The 19,415-nt window shown below is 62.2% G+C and carries 18 protein-coding genes; 8 read left to right on the plus strand and 10 right to left on the minus strand.

Features of this window, described 5'->3' with window-relative positions; genetic code table 11:
* Window positions 1-89: 89 nt before the first annotated feature.
* Window positions 90-2,507, minus strand: coding sequence for a DNA topoisomerase (ATP-hydrolyzing) subunit B (gene gyrB, locus AC2FME_RS15610; RefSeq protein WP_496687563.1), 2,418 nt, complete (start codon window positions 2,505-2,507; stop codon window positions 90-92).
* A gap of 125 nt (window positions 2,508-2,632) precedes the next feature.
* Window positions 2,633-3,205 (minus strand): TetR/AcrR family transcriptional regulator, encoded by a 573-nt coding sequence (locus tag AC2FME_RS15615; protein ID WP_496800932.1) that lies wholly within the window; start codon window positions 3,203-3,205, stop codon window positions 2,633-2,635.
* Between the two features lie 97 nt (window positions 3,206-3,302).
* On the opposite strand from AC2FME_RS15615, the gene AC2FME_RS15620 reads away from it, so the two are divergent.
* Window positions 3,303-3,869 (plus strand): carboxymuconolactone decarboxylase family protein, encoded by a 567-nt coding sequence (locus AC2FME_RS15620; RefSeq protein WP_496687559.1) that lies wholly within the window; start codon window positions 3,303-3,305, stop codon window positions 3,867-3,869.
* 5 nt (window positions 3,870-3,874) lie between these two features.
* Here AC2FME_RS15620 and recF read toward each other — a convergent pair whose 3' ends face one another.
* The 6 genes from recF to mutM all read right to left on the minus strand — a co-directional run bounded on the left by recF (window position 3,875) and on the right by mutM (window position 10,491).
* Complete coding sequence (gene recF, locus AC2FME_RS15625; RefSeq protein WP_496687557.1) at window positions 3,875-4,975, minus strand: DNA replication/repair protein RecF; 1,101 nt, start codon at window positions 4,973-4,975, stop codon at window positions 3,875-3,877.
* A gap of 59 nt (window positions 4,976-5,034) precedes the next feature.
* The gene (dnaN, locus tag AC2FME_RS15630) at window positions 5,035-6,156 is read right to left on the minus strand and encodes a DNA polymerase III subunit beta (protein WP_496712189.1); all 1,122 of its coding nucleotides are present in this window, start codon (window positions 6,154-6,156) and stop codon (window positions 5,035-5,037) included.
* Between the two features lie 221 nt (window positions 6,157-6,377).
* Window positions 6,378-7,763 carry a chromosomal replication initiator protein DnaA gene (dnaA, locus tag AC2FME_RS15635; protein WP_496712191.1) on the minus strand — a complete coding sequence of 462 codons (1,386 nt, stop codon included), beginning with the start codon at window positions 7,761-7,763 and terminating at the stop codon, window positions 6,378-6,380.
* Between the two features lie 540 nt (window positions 7,764-8,303).
* Window positions 8,304-8,567 (minus strand): 30S ribosomal protein S20, encoded by a 264-nt coding sequence (gene rpsT / locus AC2FME_RS15640; RefSeq protein ID WP_005979273.1) that lies wholly within the window; start codon window positions 8,565-8,567, stop codon window positions 8,304-8,306.
* Window positions 8,568-8,796: 229 nt separating this feature from the next.
* The gene (acuK, locus tag AC2FME_RS15645; protein ID WP_073279647.1) at window positions 8,797-9,573 is read right to left on the minus strand and encodes an acryloyl-CoA hydratase; all 777 of its coding nucleotides are present in this window, start codon (window positions 9,571-9,573) and stop codon (window positions 8,797-8,799) included.
* Between the two features lie 66 nt (window positions 9,574-9,639).
* The gene (gene mutM, locus AC2FME_RS15650) at window positions 9,640-10,491 is read right to left on the minus strand and encodes a bifunctional DNA-formamidopyrimidine glycosylase/DNA-(apurinic or apyrimidinic site) lyase (protein WP_496800933.1); all 852 of its coding nucleotides are present in this window, start codon (window positions 10,489-10,491) and stop codon (window positions 9,640-9,642) included.
* A gap of 86 nt (window positions 10,492-10,577) precedes the next feature.
* Between mutM and ubiE the strand changes: the two genes are divergently transcribed.
* Together ubiE and ubiB are read left to right on the plus strand one after the other, a co-directional pair.
* Window positions 10,578-11,330 (plus strand): bifunctional demethylmenaquinone methyltransferase/2-methoxy-6-polyprenyl-1,4-benzoquinol methylase UbiE, encoded by a 753-nt coding sequence (gene ubiE, locus AC2FME_RS15655; protein WP_496683794.1) that lies wholly within the window; start codon window positions 10,578-10,580, stop codon window positions 11,328-11,330.
* A 3-nt stretch (window positions 11,331-11,333) separates the two neighbouring features.
* Window positions 11,334-12,863, plus strand: a complete 1,530-nt coding sequence (gene ubiB, locus AC2FME_RS15660) for a 2-polyprenylphenol 6-hydroxylase (protein WP_496800934.1) — start codon at window positions 11,334-11,336, stop codon at window positions 12,861-12,863.
* Window positions 12,864-12,958: 95 nt separating this feature from the next.
* Here ubiB and AC2FME_RS15665 read toward each other — a convergent pair whose 3' ends face one another.
* A complete protein-coding gene (locus AC2FME_RS15665; protein ID WP_496796836.1) occupies window positions 12,959-14,134 on the minus strand; it encodes an acetyl-CoA C-acyltransferase family protein in 1,176 nt (391 codons plus the stop codon).
* A gap of 117 nt (window positions 14,135-14,251) precedes the next feature.
* Between AC2FME_RS15665 and AC2FME_RS15670 the strand changes: the two genes are divergently transcribed.
* Window positions 14,252-14,821: a helix-turn-helix domain-containing protein gene (locus AC2FME_RS15670; protein ID WP_496712199.1), complete on the plus strand. Its 570-nt coding sequence runs from the start codon at window positions 14,252-14,254 to the stop codon at window positions 14,819-14,821.
* 44 nt (window positions 14,822-14,865) lie between these two features.
* On the opposite strand, the gene AC2FME_RS15675 is transcribed toward AC2FME_RS15670, so the two are convergent.
* Complete coding sequence (locus AC2FME_RS15675) at window positions 14,866-15,186, minus strand: hypothetical protein (RefSeq protein WP_496683782.1); 321 nt, start codon at window positions 15,184-15,186, stop codon at window positions 14,866-14,868.
* Between the two features lie 194 nt (window positions 15,187-15,380).
* On the opposite strand from AC2FME_RS15675, the gene AC2FME_RS15680 reads away from it, so the two are divergent.
* From AC2FME_RS15680 to AC2FME_RS15695, 4 genes are all read left to right on the plus strand, one after another.
* Window positions 15,381-16,565: a glycine C-acetyltransferase gene (locus tag AC2FME_RS15680; protein WP_496800935.1), complete on the plus strand. Its 1,185-nt coding sequence runs from the start codon at window positions 15,381-15,383 to the stop codon at window positions 16,563-16,565.
* Between the two features lie 14 nt (window positions 16,566-16,579).
* Window positions 16,580-17,608: an L-threonine 3-dehydrogenase gene (tdh, locus tag AC2FME_RS15685; RefSeq protein WP_496800945.1), complete on the plus strand. Its 1,029-nt coding sequence runs from the start codon at window positions 16,580-16,582 to the stop codon at window positions 17,606-17,608.
* Window positions 17,609-17,672: 64 nt separating this feature from the next.
* Window positions 17,673-18,560 carry a tryptophan 2,3-dioxygenase gene (locus tag AC2FME_RS15690; protein ID WP_496800936.1) on the plus strand — a complete coding sequence of 296 codons (888 nt, stop codon included), beginning with the start codon at window positions 17,673-17,675 and terminating at the stop codon, window positions 18,558-18,560.
* Window positions 18,561-18,563: 3 nt separating this feature from the next.
* Window positions 18,564-19,391, plus strand: coding sequence for an alpha/beta hydrolase (locus tag AC2FME_RS15695; protein ID WP_496800937.1), 828 nt, complete (start codon window positions 18,564-18,566; stop codon window positions 19,389-19,391).
* The last annotated feature ends 24 nt before the right edge of the window (window positions 19,392-19,415 follow it).

Here is a 19,415-nt window from a genome sequence, read left to right on the forward strand (position 1 = left end):
CGCTCGAGTACGACGCCACGCGCAGACTTTTGAGCAAATCGCGCAAGCTTATGCGGCGAGCGCAAGCTTATGGGCGGCCATACATCACCTCAGAAATCCAGGTTCTCGACGCTCAGCGCGTTTTTCTGGATGAACTCGCGGCGCGGCTCAACAACGTCGCCCATCAGCTTTGTGAACAAATCATCTGCCTCGACCATGTCATCGACACGCACCTGCAACAGCGTCCGCGCGTCGGGGTCCAGCGTGGTTTCCCAAAGCTGATCGGGATTCATCTCACCCAAGCCCTTGTACCGCTGCAGCGACAGACCCTTTTCACCCTCTTCCAGGATCGCGCGCAACAGGTCCAGCGGGCCGTGGATCACCTGTACCCGATCCCGTCGGACCAAAGTGGCCGGCAGGCTATAGACCTCTTGCAGGCTCTGGGTGAAGCTGCCGGTCTTGCGCGCCTCGCCGGATCGCAGCATCGGGCCATCCAGCGTCCGCACTTCCTCGACGCCGCGCAGAATGCGGGCCAGGCGGATACCGTGATCCTGCGTGATCCGGCCCTGCCAGCCGCGCTCGTATTCCAGCGCGATCAGATCCAGCCGCGCGGCGACCTTGTCGGCCACGCCCTGAAGGTCGGCATCCACCGCGCCCGGTACGAAGGCTCCCGCAACCGCGGCCTGTTCCAGGATATGCCGCGGGTAGTGCGTCGGGAATGCATCCAGCACGCGTTTGAGTTGCCGTGCCTCGTCGACCACGCGGGCCAGATCCTGCCCCACGATTTCTTCGCCCGACCCCAGCCTGAGCACCGCGCCCTCGATCCCCTGGTTGATCAGATAGTCGTCCAGAGCGGCCTGATCCTTCAGGTAGACCTCGGACTTGCCACGCGAAACCTTGTAGAGCGGCGGCTGCGCAATATAGAGATAGCCGCCTTCGATCAACTCGGGCATCTGCCGATAGAAGAAGGTCAAGAGCAGGGTGCGGATATGCGCGCCGTCAACGTCGGCATCGGTCATGATGACGATCTTGTGGTAGCGCAGCTTCGAAATGTCGAATTCGTCCCGCCCGATCCCGGTGCCCAGCGCCATCACGAGGTTGCCGATCTCCTGACTGGACAGCATCCGGTCGAAGCGCGCGCGCTCCACGTTCAGGATCTTGCCGCGCAGGGGCAGAACCGCCTGCGTCAGACGATCGCGGCCGGTCTGGGCCGAACCACCGGCCGAGTCCCCCTCGACCAGGAACAGTTCGGTCTTGGACGGATCCTTCTCGGAACAATCCTTGAGCTTGCCGGCCAGATAGTTCACGTCCATCGCCGTCTTGCGGCGTGTCAGTTCGCGCGCCTTGCGGGCGGCCTCGCGCGCCAGCGCGGCCTCGATGATCTTGCTGACGATGGTCTTGGCCTCGTTGGGGTTTTCCTCGAACCACTCGGCCAGTTTCTCGTTCATCAGCCCTTCGACCGCAGGGCGCACCTCGGAGCTGACCAGCTTGTCCTTGGTCTGGCTCGAGAATTTCGGGTCGGGCACCTTGACCGACAGCACGCAGGTCAGACCTTCGCGCGCGTCATCGCCGGTAAAGTTGACCTTTTCTTTCTTCGCGATCCCGCTGGACTGGGCATAGTTGTTGATCGTGCGCGTCAGGGCGGCGCGGAAACCGGCCACATGGGTGCCGCCATCCCGCTGCGGGATGTTGTTGGTGAAGGGCAGGACCGTCTCGTGATAGCTGTCGTTCCACCACATCGCGATCTCGACGCCGATCTCGTCGCGCTCGCCCGTGATATAGATGGGCTCGGGCATCATCGGCGTCTTCGAGCGGTCGAGATACTTCACGAACTCCTTGACGCCACCCTCGTAGAACAGCTCGGTCTCCAGCCGCTCGGCCGGGCGCTCGTCGATCAGAATGATCCGCACGCCCGAATTCAGGAAGGCCAACTCGCGCAGTCGCTTTTCCAGCGTCTCGAAGGAATAGTCGAGGTTCGAGAACGTGTCGGTCGAGGCCAGGAACCGCACCTCGGTTCCGGTCCGGTCGCCACATTCGCCAACCACCTTCAGGTGCTCGGCGGTCTCGCCGCGTTCGAACCGGGCGAAATGTTCCTTGCCGTTGCGCCAGATGCGCAACTCCAGCCAGTCGGACAGGGCGTTTACCACCGACACGCCCACGCCGTGCAGGCCGCCCGACACCTTGTAGGAGTTCGAGTCGAATTTCCCGCCGGCGTGCAGCTGGGTCATGATGACCTCGGCCGCCGAGACGCCTTCTTCGGGGTGGATGTCCACCGGAATCCCGCGACCATTGTCGCTGACCGAGACGCTGGAATCGGCGTGAATCTTGACCGTCACATGGTCGGCGTGACCGGCCAGAGCCTCGTCGATGCCGTTGTCCACGACCTCGTACACCATGTGGTGCAGGCCCGAGCCGTCGTCGGTGTCGCCGATATACATCCCGGGGCGTTTGCGGACAGCCTCCAACCCCTTGAGAACCTTGATAGATTCCGCGCCGTATTCCTGATTTGCCTGTGCGTCTTCGGACATGCCGTCAGTACCTATATTATTTTGGTAACTTATACGTTCTCTGGTGGGGAATGTCACGTCATCCCCCCAGATTTTGTGCCGGTTCTTTCGGGCGCGGGCCGAGTTGCTCGGCCGACCTCAGACGGTCACAACCGATCCAGATCGGCGGCGATGTCAGCGGCGATTTGGCGGGCATCGACATCGCCGCGCTCGGCCGACAGGCGCAGGCCCAAAAGGTCGGATTGATAGCGCGCCGCCAGCCGTTCGGGATCATGGTCGGCTCCGATCTGCCCTTCCGCCTGCGCCTGCCGGAACAGATCGGCGAAACAGGCTTTCATTCGCGACAGATGGGTTGCGGCCAGTTGCGCCAGATCGTGGTCCTTTGCGCTCAACTCGGCATAGGTCTTGGCCAGCATGCAGGCCTTTGCGGGCGCACTCGCAGCCTCGACGACCAAACGCGGCTGGTTTTTGAGCGCACCCAGCGGCCCCAGCTCCCGGGCCAGGGCGTCAAGCCGGGCAATACCTTCATCCGCATAGCGCTCCAGCGTCAGGGCATACAAGGCATCCTTTGACCCGAAGGCGGCGTAAAAACTGCCTGGCTTCAACTTCAACGCACGCTCGAGATCCTTCAGGGACGTGCCCGCCCAGCCCTGACGCCAGAACAGGTCTCGGGCCTGCGCGATCAGCGCGTCACGGTCATAGGCAGGTTTGCGGGGCATGTGATCACCAATTCTTGAACGATTACTCAAATATATACTTGAGTGATCGCTCAATAAAGCCTATTTCGGACTCAGCCGCCAGAAAAGGAGACCCGAAATGGCCGAATTCCCCTCGCATGACCTGAACACCGCCCCCGAAGGCTCAAAACCCCTGCTCGAGAAATCGCAGGCCGCGTTTGGCCGCCTGCCGGGCCTGCACAAGGTCATGGCCGAAAGCCCTCAGCACCTTGAGGCCTATCAGGTTCTACACCACCTGTTCCTGCAGACCGATTTCGACAATGACGAGAAAACCGTCGTCTGGCAGACCATCAACGTGGAAAACGAGTGCCACTATTGCGTTCCGGCCCATACCGGCATCGCCAAGATGATGAAGGTGTCGGATGAGATCACCGAAGCGCTGCGCAATGAAACCCCGCTGCCCTCGCCCAAGCTCGAGGCGCTGCGGACGTTCACGCTTCAGGTGATGAACCAACGCGGCAACGTGACCGACGCGCAGTTGCAGGCGTTCTTCGATGCGGGTTATTCGCACCGCGCTGTTCTGGACGTGATCCTGGGACTGGCGCAGAAAACCATGTCGAACTACGTCAACCACATGGCCCGGACACCGGTGGACGAAGTGATGCGTCCGTTCCTGTGGGAACGCAAGGTCGGCGAGCCGGCCTGATCCGGTCAGGCGGGGGTGACGGTCGAGCCGTCACCCGCGTCATTGACCACGAAAGACTGCGCCCGATCGCCCAGTTCGGTAAACAGCTCGGGGCCTGTTCCGGTCATCCAGGCCTGCGCCCCCAGCGCGCAGATTTCATCATACAGCGCCGCCCGGCGGTCTGCGTCCAGATGGGCCGCCACCTCGTCCAGCAACAGGATCGGCGGCGCCCCGACCTGCGCGGCCAGCGCCCGCGCATTGGACAGAATCAGCGACACCAGAAGCGCCTTCTGCTCTCCGGTCGAACACTCACTGGCCGCAACGCCTTTGGCCGCATAGACCCCATGCAGATCTGACCGGTGCGGCCCCACCAATGTGCGCCCCGCCGACAGGTCGCGGAACCGGCTTTCGGCCAACGCCTCCAACAGATCCTGCGCGCTTTCGGGCATGTCCCCTTCGGACTGAACAAGTTCCAGTTCCGCCGAGGGAAAGGCGGTCTCGGCCTGTTCCTGCGCCGAGCGCAACTGCGCCAAAGCCTTGAGCCGCGCAGCGTGGATGCGATGCCCGGTTTCGGCCATCTGCGCCTCGAGCGCCGCGTACCAATGCGCGTCACGCACCTGCTCTTTCAGCAGGCGGTTCCGTTCGCGCATGGCCTTTTCATAGGTCAACGCCGCCTCGGCATGGCTTGGGTCGAAACTCAGCGTCACCCGGTCCAGAAAGCGCCGTCGGCCTTCGGCGCCTTCGATCCAAAGCCGGTCCATCGCGGGCATCAGCCAGACGACCCGCGACAGCTTGCCCAGATCGATCTGGCTGGCTGCCTTTCCGTCGATCCGAACCTGCCGCGCCGCACCTCCCTCCGACCAGGTTTCGATCTCGGACCGGCGGCCCTGAACGTCCAGCAGACCGCTCAGCTTCCAGCCCAGCGCCTCGGGTCGGCGCGTCATCTCGGCGGCACTGGCCCGGCGCATGCCGCGGCCGGGCGAAAACAGGGATACTGCTTCGAGGATATTGGTCTTGCCGGCCCCGTTCGGTCCGTACAAGGCCACCGGCCGCCCGTCCAGCGCCAATCGCGCCAGCTTGTGCGACCGAAAATGCGAGACCGTCAATTCGGTCAGGGCCAAAGCCATGACCCCTCCCTTCATCCTTGCACAAACACGCGCTCCGGACGCACCCCGCGCCCGCGCGATCAGACGCGCATCGGCATCACGACATAGACCGCGCTCTGGTCATTGCCTTCGCGCATCAGGGTCGGGTCGCCCGCCGAGTTGAACAGGAACACCGCGTTCTCGCGGTCCACCTGGCTTGCGATTTCCAGCAGGTATTTGGCGTTGAACCCGATTTCCAACCGTTCGTCGCCATAGGCCACGGCCAGTTCTTCCTCGGCCGCGCCGCTGTCGGGCGCATTCACCGACAGGACCAGCTTGTCGTTTTCCAACTGCAGTTTGACCGCACGGGACCGCTCGGACGATACGGTGGCCACCCGGTCGACGGCCTGGGCAAATTCTGCCGCGTCCACTTCCAGCTTGCGGGTGTTGTTCTGCGGAATCACGCGGGTGTAGTCGGGGAAGGTTCCATCGATCACCTTCGAGGTCAGCGTGATGTCGGGCGTGGCAAAGCGCACCTTGGTTTCGCTGACCGACACCGCAATATCCATGTCGTCATCTTCCAAAAGCTTGCGCAGCTCACCCACCGTTTTGCGCGGAACGATCACGCCCGGCATGTCCTCGGCCCCCGCCGGAAGATCGGCGTCAATCCGGGCCAGGCGGTGGCCGTCGGTGGCCACGCAACGCAGAACCTTTCCGCCTTCGGGGCCATCGGCCACATGCATGTAGACACCGTTCAGGTAATACCGCGTCTCTTCGGTCGAGATGGCGAATTTCGACTTGTCGAACAGCCGCCGCAGCAGGGCCGCCGAAGCGGTGAAGTTCGACTGGTATTCCGAGGACGCCATCACTGGGAAATCCTCTTTCGGCAGGGTTGCCAGCGAGAAGTTCGACCGCCCCGCCTCGACCGTCAGTCGGCCAGCCGCGCTGTCGGCGGTCAACGTGACCAGCGCGCCATCGGGCAGCTTGCGCACGATCTCGTGCAGGGTCGTGGCCGCAACCGTGGTTGCACCCGCCTTCTCGACCTGCGCGGGGGCCTTGTCGACCACCTCGATATCCAGATCGGTCGCGCGGAACAGAACCTGATCGCCCTCGGCCTCGATCAGCACGTTGGCCAGGATTGGAATCGTGTTGCGGCGCTCCACAACGGATTGGGCCTGCGAAACGGCCTTGAGCAGCGTGCCGCGTTCGATGCTGATCTTCATACCCTCAATTCCTCTGATTTGAGTGCTTACATGGGCGGGACTGGCAAGTTAGCGGTTCAGCCCTGAGGCACAAGGATTTTTTACCGTTTTCTGTGTCGGAACGTGCAAACCGTCAAGGTCCCGCGCAGCCCTGTACTGCAGTTCCGGGGAAATCGTGGAAAAATGCGCACAGAAAAACCGCCCCCGCGCAGGGCCGGGGCGGTTTGCCGAATTGCAGGGGCTCAGGCTTCGAGCGCGCGGCGCAGCATCTCGACATCTTCGGCGATCTGACCGTCGGTCAGCTTCAGCTCTTCGATGCGTTTGACGCCGTGCATGACGGTGGTGTGGTCACGCCCGCCAAAGCGGCGGCCAATCTCGGGCAGCGACCGGCTGGTCAGCTGCTTGCACAGATACATCGCCACCTGACGCGGCCGGGCATAGGACCGCAGGCGTTTCGGCCCGATGATGTCGGACAGGCGAATGTTGTAATAGTCGGAAACCTTGCGCTGGATCTCTTCGACGGTGATCTTGCGCTCGGAGGCGCGCAGCACGTCGGCCAGACAGTCCTGCGTAAGCTCCATGTCGATCTCGCGACCGACCAGCGAGGCAAAGGCGAACAGCCGGGTCAGTGCCCCTTCCAGAACGCGCACGTTGGTCGAGATGCGATGGGCCAGGAATTCCAGAACGCCATCGGCGATTTTCAGATCGGGATAGGTTTTGGTGTGTTGCTGGACCTTGGTCTGCAGAATGCCCAGGCGCAATTCGTAATCGGTGGGATGCAGGTCAACCACCAGGCCGCATTGCAGGCGCGACTTGACCCGCTCTTCCAGGTCCTTGATCTCACCCGGCGCGCGGTCGGCCGAGATGATGATCTGCTTGTTCTGATCCACCAGCGCGTTGAAAGTGTGGAAGAATTCCTCCTGCGTCGAATCCTTGCCAGCGATGAACTGCACGTCATCGACCATCAGCACGTCGACCGAGCGGAACAGGTGTTTGAAATCCATCATTCGGCGTTCGCGCAGTGCCTGTACGAAACGGTACATGAACTGTTCAGCCGACAGGTACAGCACGTTTAGCTCGGGGCGTTTGGTCTTCAGCTCCCACGCGATGGCGTGCATCAGGTGCGTCTTGCCCAGTCCGACGCCGCCATACAGAACCAGCGGGTTGAAGGTGACGGGGCCGCCTTCCGAAACACGGCGCGCGGCGGCATGGGCCAGTTCGTTGGGCTTGCCGACGACGAAGCTGTCGAAGGTAAAGCGCGTGTCCAGCGGTGCGGCCTGCAACGACTCGAGCGCATCATTCGCGACCGACGCTTCAACTGGCATGTCGATTTCGGCAGGCTGGGGCTTGTTTTCCACGGCGGGGGCTGCGGGGCGTGCGGGCGAATTCGCGGCCACGCGGAACGCCAGGCGCTGGACCGATTCTCCGGCCGTGTTCAGTTCGTACAGGATGAGGTCAGCGAAATTCTGGCTGACGTAGTTGCCCATGAAGTTGGTCGGAACTGAAAATACGGCCACGCCACCTTTCAATTCCTGAAATTCCAGAGGTTCGATCCAGGTCGTAAAATTGTTCCGGCCCACAGCCTTGAGCAATTTATTACGCAGTTGTCCCCATTTTTCTTGTGTCATCCAGCGCCTCACGCATCCCATCTTTATTGGCCAGCCGGCCTTTTTTTTGTAACCGGTCTCCCGGCTCTTTCGCGTTCACTCGACAACAGCTTCCTGTTCGCCAAAACCGGTCGGTCTGGCGTCAGAAACGTGCTTTCCGCCAACGCTCTGTTCTGGCACATCCGAAGCCACGGATGCTGGGCCGGCAGAGCGCGCCACAGATTGCAATTTATTGACAGGGCCAAGATCACCGGCAGACCCGAGATCCCGAGCAGATCGACGAACCCGGCAGAACCGGTCGCCGACATTCGTCCCCGAACCCTTCCGATGCCCGTCGGTCAGATCGCGGAAACAGCCTGTCCCCCCAAGCGAGTGAATCGCTGAATATGTCGTAGCAAGAGGCAGAGGGGCCGGGCAACGAAACTCTGATATTGACTCGGGTCTTCGGGCGAAAGAATCTCTCGGTTTTGTGAAGGCGCGGCATTCTGGCAACAACGCAAAAGGCGCCGCACGGGGCGACGCCTTTTTGTTCGTAAATCGTCAACGATTGTTGACGTAAAGTCAGCCCAGCGCTTTGACCCGTGCCGACAGGCGCGACATTTTGCGGGCTGCAGTGTTCTTGTGGAACACGCCTTTGGTGACGCCACGCATCAGTTCGGGCTGGGCCGCGCGCAGGGCTGCGGTTGCGGCTTCCTTGTCGCCGGATGCGATTGCTTCTTCGACCTTGCGCAGGAAGGTGCGGATGCGCGAACGACGTGCTTTGTTGATTGCATAACGCTTCTCGTTCTGACGAGCGCGCTTCTTTGCCTGGGGCGAGTTTGCCATGTGTCTCTGACCTTTGTTCGGTACGTTTGTCTAGGGTTGCACGTCACGGATATCCCCGCACCGGATCAGAAATCACGAGTGTGAATCGGGCCAAGCGGGCCGCACGCGCATGTATGGTCGCGGTCAATAGCCAAGTTTTCAGTCTTTGCCAAGCCGATTCTCGGCCTTGTTGCCCGCCGGAAAAAAGGCGGGCAGCGCCCGCCTGATCCAACGGTCCTGTCGGCGCCACTTATTTGTCGCGGAACTGGGCCGCGCGCTTTTCAAGGAATGCGGCCATGCCCTCTTTCTGATCCTCGGTGGCGAACATCGAGTGGAATACGCGCCGCTCGAACAGCATGCCCTCGCTCAGCGGCACCTCGTAGCTACGGTTGACCGCCTCTTTCGCGGCCATCGCGGTCAGCAGCGATTTCTCGGCAATCTTCTGGGCCGCGCCGGTCGCCTCTTCAATCAGCTTCTTGGCCGGCACCACGCGCGACACGAGGCCCGAGCGCTCGGCCTCTTCGGCATCCATGAACCGGCCGGTCAGGTTCATGTCCATCGCCTTGGACTTGCCCACGAACCGCGTCAGGCGCTGGCTGCCGCCCATCCCGGCGATGACGCCCAGATTGATTTCCGGCTGGCCGAACTTGGCGGTGTCTGCAGCGATAATGAAATCGCACATCATGGCCAGCTCGCACCCGCCGCCCAGCGCATAGCCCGCGACCGCCGCGATGATCGGCTTGCGGATCGCGGTGATCCGGTCGTTGGCGTCTGCAAAAAGGTTGGTGGTGTAGACATCGACAAAGCTCATTTCGGACATCTCCTTGATGTCCGCGCCCGCGGCGAATGCCTTTTCCGATCCGGTGATGACGATGCAGCGCACCTTGTCATTGGTATCCGCGTCCTCGAGCGCCTCACACAGCTCACCCAGAAGCTGAGTGTTCAGCGCGTTCAACGCATCGGGTCTGTTGAGCTTGATAAGGGCGACGTGGTCTTCGATTTCGACGATGATCGTCTCAAAAGCCATGAGGTCTGAGCTTTCGGTTGTTCCGTTCAGGTCCAATTCCTTACCACGCGAAAAACTCGGATCAAGCTATCTTTGGCATTGCGCGCAATAGAAGGTCGACCGCCCAGACTGGGTGATTCTGCGGATCTCGGCCCCGCAGCCTTCGGTCCGGCAAGGCCGCCCCTCGCGCCCGTAGACGTCGAAACTGTGCTGAAAATATCCAAGCTCTCCATCAGCTTGCCGGAAATCGCGCAGTGAGGATCCACCGGCCTCGATGGCCTCGGTCAGCACCGTCCGGATCACCGGAACCAGGGCTCCGACACGCCCGGCCGAGATCTGACCCGCCTTGCGACGTGGCGACACTCTGGCGCGGTAGAGCGCCTCGCAGACATAGATGTTTCCCAGCCCGGCAACGATTCTCTGATCCAGCAGCGCCGCCTTGACCGGTGTGGACCGGCCGCGGAAGGCGTCGATCAGATAGGTTTCGTTGAAATCGTTGCCCAGAGGTTCCGGCCCCAGCACGGCCAGCAGCTTGTGCTGCTCGGCGGTGGCCGTGGGCATCAGATCCATCGCCCCGAACCGGCGCGGGTCATTGAAGGTGATGCGCGCACCATTGGCCATGTGAAACACCACGTGGTCATGCTTCTGCGGCATCGGATGATGATGTACGAACTGTCCCAGCGGATCGCCCGACACGGTCATGCGGCCCGACATGCCCAAGTGAATCAACAGAGTCTCGCCGCCGCTCAGATCGGCCAGGATATATTTCGACCGCCGCCGCAGACGCTCGACCCGCTGGGCGGTCAACCGTTCGGCCATTCGCTCGGGGAACGGCCAGCGCAGATCGGGGCGGTTCACGTCCGCCCTTTCGATCACCACGCCTTTCATCGCCGGGGCAAGGCCGCGTCTTACTGTCTCGACCTCGGGCAATTCGGGCATTAGACGGCTCCTATTCCAAAGGGCCGCATTGTGCCCCGGTTTCCAGGCCCTATAACAGAGACGAAATTCGACGAACGGCAAGGCTTATGTCCGACAACAGCGACAAGACCACTCATTTCGGTTTCGAAACCGTCCCCGAGGCCGAAAAGGCCGGGCGCGTGCAGGGCGTATTCAACTCGGTCGCGTCGAAATACGACGTAATGAACGACGTGATGTCGATGGGCATCCACCGGGTCTGGAAGGACGCGATGATGGACTGGCTGGCGCCACGCCCTGGCCAGCGCCTGTTGGACGTGGCGGGCGGTACGGGCGACATCTCATTCAGGTTCCTCAAACGCGCGGGCCACGGCCATGCCACCGTTCTGGATCTGACCGAGCCGATGCTGATCGAGGGCCGCAAGCGCGCTGAGGCTGCGCAGATGGCCGACAGCCTGGACTGGGTGGTCGGCGACGCGATGGCCCTGCCCTTCGAGGACAACACCTTCGACGTCTACACCATTTCCTTCGGCATCCGGAACGTGACCCGTCCGCAAGAGGCTCTGAACGAGGCCTACCGCGTGCTCAAACCCGGCGGGCGACTGATGGTGCTGGAGTTCAGCCAGCTGCCCAATGACGGGCTGCAGAAACTCTATGACCTCTACAGCTTCAACGTGATCCCGCGCATGGGGCAGCTGATCGCGAATGACCGCGACAGCTATCAATACCTGGTTGAATCGATCCGCAAGTTCCCAGATCAGGATACCTTTCTGGGCATGGTGCGCGCCGCCGGGTTCGAGAACGCGAAATACCGCAACCTCAGCATGGGCATCGCCGCCCTACATTCCGGCTGGAAGATCTGACGCATGCGCGGCCCCCACAACATCATCCGCCTGATCCGTACGGGCGCCACGCTGGAACGCACCGGCGCCATGAACGTGGTGCTGGACGCGTTCGAGGCTCCGCGCGCATTGCGGATCCTTGCCCACACCTTAGGCAAACCGTTCCAATGGCTGGGCTACAAGGGCGACCAGAACATGCCGCCGGCCACCCGGGCGCTGACCGCCCTGGGCCCGGCCTACATCAAGTTCGGTCAGGTCCTGTCCACGCGCCCCGATGTCGTCGGCGAAGAGCTGGCCGAACAGCTCCGCGTCCTGCAGGACAAGCTGCCCCCCTTTCCACGCGACGTGGCCATGGCCGAGGTGGAAAAGGAGCTGGGCCAACCGCTGGACGAGATGTTCTCGGAGTTCAGCGAACCGATCGCGGCCGCCTCGATCGCGCAGGTCCACAAGGCCAAACTGGCCAGCACAGGCGAGGACGTGGCCGTCAAGGTCCTGCGCCCCGGCATCGAACGCGCGTTCCGCAAGGATGTGGATGCGTTCTATTTCGCCGCCCGGATCGTCCAGCTTTTCGCCCCCGGTGCGCGCCGTCTGCGCCCGATGGAAGTGATCGAGCATTTCGACGGCGTCGTCCGCGGCGAACTGGATCTCCGGCTCGAAAGTTCGGCGGCTTCGGAATTTGCCGCCAACACGCAGAACGACGAAGGCTTCTGGCTGCCGCCCGTGGTTTGGTCTCTGTCCGCGCGCCGGGTCATGACGCTCAGCTGGGCCGATGGTATCCCGCTGGGTGACAACGCCGCGCTGGACGCCGCCAATCACGACCGCCGCGACCTGGCCAACCGCGTGCTGCGCCTGTTCCTGCTGCACGCCCTGCGCGACGGCTTCTTCCACGCCGACATGCACCAAGGCAACCTCAAGGTCGCCGCGAATGGGGACATCATCGCCTATGACTTCGGCATCATGGGCCATATCGACGAATACACCCGCCGCGTCTATGCCGAAATCCTCTTCGGCTTCATCCGCCGCGACTACAAGCGCGTGGCCGAGGTGCATTTCGAAGCAGGCTACGTCCCGGCCGACGAGGACGTTGATGAATTCGCCCGCGCCCTGCGCGCAGTGGGCGAGCCGATTTTCGGCATGGACGCCACCCATATCTCGATGGGCCGTCTGCTGAACTACCTGTTCGAGGTGACCGAACGCTTCGGCATGGAAACCCGCACCGAACTGATTCTGCTGCAACGCACGATGGTGGTGGTCGAAGGCGTCGCCCGCTCGCTCGACCCGCATATCAACATCTGGGAAGTCGCCCGCCCTGTGGTCGAGGACTATATCAGGCAGTCCATCGGCCCCCGCGCCGCCCTGCGTGATTTTGGAAAAACAGCGCTGGTTCTTGCGCGATTCGGCCCACGCCTGCCTGATCTGGTCGAGAACGCCCTGATCGCCCAGACCCGCAACGGTGATCCATCCGGTTCAGATTTCTGGCCCAAGGCCATTCCCGCCGCGATCGGAGCAGCCGCCGGGGCAGTGGCCGTCCTGATCCTTTCGGGCTTTGGCTGAAAGGCGCCGTCGCTTCATCTGGCCAAAAATATCCTCGGGGGGAATCGCGCCCCGGCGCGATGGGGGGGCAGACAGCCCCCCTGCCCAGCCCAGGATCAGAGCCGTTCGATGGCGATGGCAATCCCCTGCCCGCCACCGATGCACATGGTGATAAGCCCTTTCGACCCGCCGATGCGTTCCAACTCGTACAGAGTCTTCAGCGTGATGATCGCCCCGGTGGCGCCCACCGGATGACCCAGGGCGATGGCCCCGCCATTCGGGTTCACCTTTGCCGGATCCAGCCCCAGTTCCTTGTTCACCGCCAGCGCCTGGGCGGCAAAAGCCTCGTTGCTTTCGATCACGTCGAAATCGCCCGCCGACAAGCCGGTCCGTTCCAACAGGTTGCGCACGGCCGGAACCGGGCCGATTCCCATTACCTCGGGACGAACACCAGCATGGGCATAACCCAGGATGCGCGCCTTGGGCGTCAGGCCGGCTTTCTCGGCGGCACCCGCCGTGGCCAGAACCATTGCCGCCGCGCCGTCATTGATGCCCGAGGCGTTGCCCGCGGTCACACGCCCATCCTTCTGGAACACCGGCCGCAGCCCGGCCAGGGCCTCGGCCGTGGTGGCCTTGGGATGCTCGTCGACCTTGAAGTCGACCATGTCGCGCTTGACCTTGACCTGCACCGGCGCGATCTGGCTGTCGAAATAGCCCGCCTCGATCGCGGCCGCGGCCCGTTGCTGGCTGGTCAGCGCAAACGCGTCCATCTCCTCGCGCGTGATCTGGTGCTCATCGGCCACGTTCTCGGCGGTGACGCCCATGTGCCCAGTACCAAAGGGGCAGTTCAGCGCGCCCAGCATCATGTCCAGCGACTTGATGTCGCCCATCTTGGCACCCCAACGCGCCTGCGGAACGATATAAGGGCTGCGCGACATGTTCTCGGCGCCGCCGGCCACGGCAAACTCGGCATCCCCCAGCATCAGCGACTGCGCCGCTGACACGATGGCCTGCGCACCCGACCCGCACAGCCGGTTGACGTTCATCGCCGGGGTGGCATTCGGAATGCCCGCCTGCATCGCTGCAACGCGCGACAGGTACATGTCGCGCGGCTCGGTGTTGATAACATGCCCGAACACCACATGCCCGATCTGGTCGCCTGCGACGCCGGATTTCTCAAGCGCGGCCTTGGTCACGACGGTGGCCAGATCGATCGGCGCGGTCGCGGCCAGCGACCCTCCGAACGTACCGATTGCGGTGCGGGCACCATCCAGAATCACGATGTCGGTCATGTCTCTCTCCTCTTGGATTTGCGCGCAGTATGCACCCGCAGTATGGGCCTGTCGCGCGGGACGTTCCGTCATCGGCGGAATTGACAATTCCCGCCCGGACGCGCAAAAAATTCCGCCATGACGGAAAACTCAGACGATATCCTGACACGCCTGCCCGCCCGACTGAAAGAGGCCCGGCGCGCCAAGGGGCTGTCACTGGAAGCGGTGGCCAATCTCAGCGGCGTGTCCCGGTCGATGGTCAGCCAGATCGAACGCGGCGAAAGCAGCCCCACCATTGCGACATTGTGGAACCTGACACGTGCGCTTAACGTAGACTTTGCCGGGCTTCTGGATGAAGAGGTTCAGGGCGACACAATCGAAGTACTGAAACAGTCCGATGTGCCCAGTATCGACAATATGGGGTATGGCTGTCGGATCGGAATCCTTTCCCCGCCAGAAGATGCCGGTGGGCACGAAGTGTACGATATCTGGTTCGAGCCGGACGGAAAACTGATCAGCCAACCGCATGCAAAAGGCTCTCGTGAACATTTGACTGTTTTGATGGGATCGGTCGAGATTGAATCCGGCACTGCAACTGAGGTTCTGCATCAAGGCGACACAGGGCGTTATGCAGCGGATGTTGCGCACTCGATCACTGCGCATAATGGACCGGCACGCGTTTTTCTAATTGTGAAAACCGGTCGATAGGATCGACCGGCCGCCTGAACAGGCGGCCAGTCCGGATTGATAAATTATTCCTCGTCGGGTAGGTCGTTTGCGCCGCGGGTTCCTCCACGGTTGGAAACCTGGCCGTCTGTACCGGTAATGCTGCTGAGGCTGCTTCCAACATTGCCCCAGCCGCCGTTTCCGCCGCCGCTCACCGCCGAAGCGGTTCCTTTGCCTTTGCTTCCAAAGTCTCGACCAAGCGTGGCCGCACCACCCGAAACAGCCCCGGCCATCGACTGAGCAAGCCCACTGTTACCACCACCGGTATTACCTTTGCCAGGCCCCGCGAAAGCCGCTGTTGCACCGAACATCAGAGCCAGCGCCGCGGCTGATGAAATCTTAATCATATCGTTTCCCTCCCAGTTGATATGCAAATGAATACGCGGCGTGGAAAAAAGCGGATCACATTGAGTTCAGCAAAAAGTTATCACTTAAAGCTTCCCTCAATCCGTAATATAAGAAAATTCTCCGTAATACTGAAATTCTCCTATTTCGGAAATACATCCGCTATGATAGACACCGGGGAGCTATGGAGGCCCAGATGGCAAATGCATTCCTATCTCACATCACGGACACCCTCTCGCAGATCAAGGCGGAAGGCCTGTACAAGACGGAACGAATGATCACCTCGCCCCAGGGCGGCGAGATCACGGTGGGCGGACGTCAGGTCATCAACCTGTGCGCCAACAATTACTTGGGTCTGGCCGACCATCCGGCGCTGATCGAGGCCGCGAAGAGTGCGATGGAGCCCAAAGGGTTCGGCATGGCCTCGGTGCGGTTCATCTGCGGCACGCAGGACATCCACCGCGAGCTTGAGCATCGGCTGGCCAAGTTTCTGGGCAAGGACGATTCGATCCTGTTCGCGGCCTGTTTCGACGCCAATGGCGGGTTGTTCGAACCCCTGCTGGGACCCGAGGATGCCATCATCTCGGACAGTCTGAACCACGCCTCGATCATCGACGGGATCCGACTGTGCAAGGCCAAACGCTATCGCTACATGAACAATGACATGAACGATCTCGAAGCCTGGTTGAAACAGGCCCGCGCCGACGGGGCGCGGCATATCATGATCGCGACCGATGGTGTGTTCTCGATGGACGGCTATCTGGCCAACCTGCCCAAGATCCGCGAACTGGCCGACAAATATGATGCCGTCGTCATGGTCGATGACTGCCACGCCACGGGCTTCATGGGGCCGCGCGGCGCGGGCACGCCGGATCACTTCGGCGTCGATGTGGACATCCTGACGGGGACGCTGGGCAAGGCACTTGGGGGGGCAATCGGCGGTTACATCGCCGGGCCGCAAGCAGTGATCGACCTTCTGCGGCAGCGGGCGCGGCCCTATCTGTTCTCGAATTCGCTGCCGCCGTCCATCGTCGCTGCCGGGCTCGAGGCGATCCGCCTGGTCGAAGACGGCGACATGCTGCGCAAGCAGCTGTTCGGCAATGCCAAATACTGGCGCGCCGGGCTGGAAAAGCTGGGGTTCGACCTGCTTCCGGGGGAACATCCGATCATCCCCGTAATGCTGGGCGAGGCGCAGTTGGCGCAGGACATGGCCGCCCACCTGTTCGACGAAGGGGTCTATGTCTCGGGCTTCTTCTTTCCGGTGGTCCCGCGTGGCCAGGCCCGCATTCGCACCCAGATGAACGCAGCGCTGACCCGCGACGAGCTGGACCGCGCCTTGGCGGCCTTTGGCAAGGTCGGCAAAGAATTGGGGGTGATCTGATGCGGCCCAACACGATGAAGGCGCTTGAGAAGTCCAAGCCCGAAGAAGGGCTGTGGATGGTGCAGGCCCCGGTCCCCGAGATCGGCCCCGACGAGGTTCTGATCCGCGTGAAGAAGACCGGGATCTGCGGCACCGACATCCATATCTGGAACTGGGATGATTGGGCGGCGCACACGGTGCCCGTCCCCATGATCACCGGCCACGAATTCGCCGGCGAGATCGTCGAGCTGGGCCGCAATGTGACCGGGTTGAAGATCGGCCAGCGCTGCTCGGGCGAGGGCCACCTGATCGGCACCGACAGCCGCCAGAGCCGCGCGGGCAAGTTCCACCTCGACCCGGGCACGCGCGGGATCGGGGTGAACGAACAGGGTGCCTTTGCCCAATATCTCAAGCTGCCGGCCTTCAACGTGGTGCCCCTGCCCGACGACATTCCGGACGAGATCGGCGCGATACTCGACCCGCTGGGCAATGCCGTGCACACCGCGCTGAGCTTCGATCTGCTGGGCGAGGACGTGTTGATCACCGGCGCGGGCCCGATCGGGATCATGGCCGCCGCAGTGGCCCGCCACGCAGGCGCCCGGCATGTGGTGATCACCGACATCAACCCCGATCGGCTGGCGCTGGCGCAGCATGTCGTACCCTCGGTCCGGGCGGTGAATGTGGCCGAGGAAGACCTGCAATCGGTGATTTCCGACCTGGGCATGAGTCAGGGTTTTGACGTGGGGCTGGAAATGTCGGGCTCGCAGGCGGCGCTGGACCAGATGGTCGAGGCGCTGGTGATGGGCGGCAAGATCGCCCTGCTGGGCATTCCGCCCGGCAAATCGCCCGTCGACTGGAGCCGCATCGTGTTCAAGGCGATCACCATCAAGGGCGTCTACGGCCGCGAGATGTTCGAAACCTGGTACAAGATGATCGCGATGCTGCAGAACGGGCTGGATGTCAGCCGGGTCATCACCCATCGCTTTGCCGTCGATGATTTTGCGCAGGGCTTTGCCGCCATGAAGTCGGGAAAATCGGGCAAGGTGGTGCTGGATTGGACCTGACCCTCTGGATAGTTGCCAACGCACCTTCTAGACAGGTGCGCACACATGCCGGGGAGGAAATGAGATGGCCGACAAAGCCAAGGGCGACCGCCCGCTGGAACGCGGAATCGAAGACACGCTGGTGACCGATTTCGCGGATACCCACCGCAAAAGCTATGGCGACTTCCTGCAGCTCAAGACCCTGCTGAACCTGCAAAAAACCTTTCAGGACCCGGCCCAACCCGATGAAATTCTGTTCATCATCATCCACCAGGTCAGCGAGCTGTGGCTGAAACTGATGCACCATCAGCTGGTCGAGGTGCGCCGGTTCCTGCAGCAGGATGAGTTCGGCCCTGCGATGAAGAACTTGGACCGGATCAAGGCGATCCAGCGGCAGTTGATCGCCGCGTGGGAAACCCTGCTGACCATGACGCCCGCTGACTATATGACCTTCCGCAAGGCGCTGGGCAATTCATCCGGCTTCCAAAGCTATGGCTATCGCCAGATCGAATTCATCCTGGGCAATAAGGACACCGCCACTCTGAAGGTGCACGAGCACGACCCCGAAGTGATGGAGATGCTGACCGCCGCCCTGGTCAAGCCGTCGCTGTATGACGAGGTTTTGCACATGCTGGCGCGGCAGGGGTTTGACGTGCCGCAGGACCTGTTGGACCGGGACTATTCAAAGACCTATTCAGGTGATCCGCGCATCGTGAAAATCTGGGCCGAGATCTACCGGAACACTGGCCGGTACTGGGACCTGTATGCGCTGGGCGAAAAGCTGATGGATGTGGAATCGCTGTTCCAGCGTTGGCGCTTCGACCATGCGACCGCCGTCGAACGTGTGATCGGCATGCAGCCCGGCACCGGCGGCTCCAGCGGCGTGGCCTTCCTGCGCAAGGCGCTGGACTTGCGGTTTTTCCACGATCTCTATGACGTACGCAGTGACCTGATGTATGGCGGACAGGGCTGAGCCATGCTGTATCGCGGATTTTCCCAAAGCGAGCTGGAACGCGAATACGCGCCCAGTTCGATGATCGGCGGCGACCTTGCGCCCTATCTGGCGGCCTATTCGGCGCTTAGCGCACAGGCACGGTCGCAACTGACGGTGCAAGAAAACCTCGGCTATGGCGAAACGCCCGCGCAGGTGCTGGATTTCTTTCCCGCCCGAACGCCCGGCGCACCGCTGCATGTGTTCATCCATGGCGGCTATTGGCAGGCGCTCAGCCAGCGCGATTCGGCGATGATGGCGCCCGCGCTGGTCGAAGGCGGGCAGGCCTTTGCAACGGTGAACTACACGCTCGCCCCCGACGCGCGGCTGCGTCAGATGGTCGATGAATGTCGGACCGCGCTGATATGGCTGGCCACCCGGGCCAAGTCGCTGGGGTTCAACGCCTCGCATGTCACCCTGTCCGGGCACAGCGCCGGTGCGCATCTGGCGGCGATGGTCATGGCGACATCGGCCGACCAATTCGCCCGGATAGGCTTGCGGGTGCGCGAAGTCATCCTGATCAGCGGCGTCTACGACCTGGAACCGATCAGCCTCACCCCGGTCAACGATCCGCTGCAGTTGACCCCGGTCGAGCTGCACGACCTGTCCCCCATCCTGAACCTGCCGGCGCCCGGGCCGCGCTATCGGGTCACGGTGGGCGAGCGGGACACCGGCGAGTTCATCCGCCAGAGCCGCGACTATGCCGAAGCGTTGCGCAAGGCCGGCCATGCCGTCAGCTTTGATCTGCAGCCGGGCACGCACCATTTCGACATCATCCTCAAGGACGCGACGTTTCTGAACGACCACCCCTGAAAACGAAAACGGCGGCCCCTAGGA

The organism is Ruegeria sp. BHSC026, assembly GCF_059613065.1.

Excerpts from the sequence above, each read along its gene's own strand:
- AC2FME_RS15620 (WP_496687559.1), top strand. The coding sequence starts at position 3,303 with ATGGCCGAATTCCCCTCGCATGACCTGAACACCGCCCCCGAAGGCTCA.
- AC2FME_RS15665 (WP_496796836.1), bottom strand. The coding sequence starts at position 14,134 with ATGACCGACATCGTGATTCTGGATGGTGCCCGCACCGCAATCGGTACG.
- AC2FME_RS15690 (WP_496800936.1), top strand. The coding sequence starts at position 17,673 with ATGGCCGACAAAGCCAAGGGCGACCGCCCGCTGGAACGCGGAATCGAA.
- tdh (WP_496800945.1), top strand. The coding sequence starts at position 16,580 with ATGAAGGCGCTTGAGAAGTCCAAGCCCGAAGAAGGGCTGTGGATGGTG.
- AC2FME_RS15615 (WP_496800932.1), bottom strand. The coding sequence starts at position 3,205 with ATGCCCCGCAAACCTGCCTATGACCGTGACGCGCTGATCGCGCAGGCC.
- ubiE (WP_496683794.1), top strand. The coding sequence starts at position 10,578 with ATGTCCGACAACAGCGACAAGACCACTCATTTCGGTTTCGAAACCGTC.
- ubiB (WP_496800934.1), top strand. The coding sequence starts at position 11,334 with ATGCGCGGCCCCCACAACATCATCCGCCTGATCCGTACGGGCGCCACG.
- gyrB (WP_496687563.1), bottom strand. The coding sequence starts at position 2,507 with ATGTCCGAAGACGCACAGGCAAATCAGGAATACGGCGCGGAATCTATC.
- AC2FME_RS15675 (WP_496683782.1), bottom strand. The coding sequence starts at position 15,186 with ATGATTAAGATTTCATCAGCCGCGGCGCTGGCTCTGATGTTCGGTGCA.
- AC2FME_RS15695 (WP_496800937.1), top strand. The coding sequence starts at position 18,564 with ATGCTGTATCGCGGATTTTCCCAAAGCGAGCTGGAACGCGAATACGCG.
- rpsT (WP_005979273.1), bottom strand. The coding sequence starts at position 8,567 with ATGGCAAACTCGCCCCAGGCAAAGAAGCGCGCTCGTCAGAACGAGAAG.
- acuK (WP_073279647.1), bottom strand. The coding sequence starts at position 9,573 with ATGGCTTTTGAGACGATCATCGTCGAAATCGAAGACCACGTCGCCCTT.
- recF (WP_496687557.1), bottom strand. The coding sequence starts at position 4,975 with ATGGCTTTGGCCCTGACCGAATTGACGGTCTCGCATTTTCGGTCGCAC.
- dnaA (WP_496712191.1), bottom strand. The coding sequence starts at position 7,763 with ATGACACAAGAAAAATGGGGACAACTGCGTAATAAATTGCTCAAGGCT.
- AC2FME_RS15680 (WP_496800935.1), top strand. The coding sequence starts at position 15,381 with ATGGCAAATGCATTCCTATCTCACATCACGGACACCCTCTCGCAGATC.
- AC2FME_RS15670 (WP_496712199.1), top strand. The coding sequence starts at position 14,252 with ATGACGGAAAACTCAGACGATATCCTGACACGCCTGCCCGCCCGACTG.
- dnaN (WP_496712189.1), bottom strand. The coding sequence starts at position 6,156 with ATGAAGATCAGCATCGAACGCGGCACGCTGCTCAAGGCCGTTTCGCAG.
- mutM (WP_496800933.1), bottom strand. The coding sequence starts at position 10,491 with ATGCCCGAATTGCCCGAGGTCGAGACAGTAAGACGCGGCCTTGCCCCG.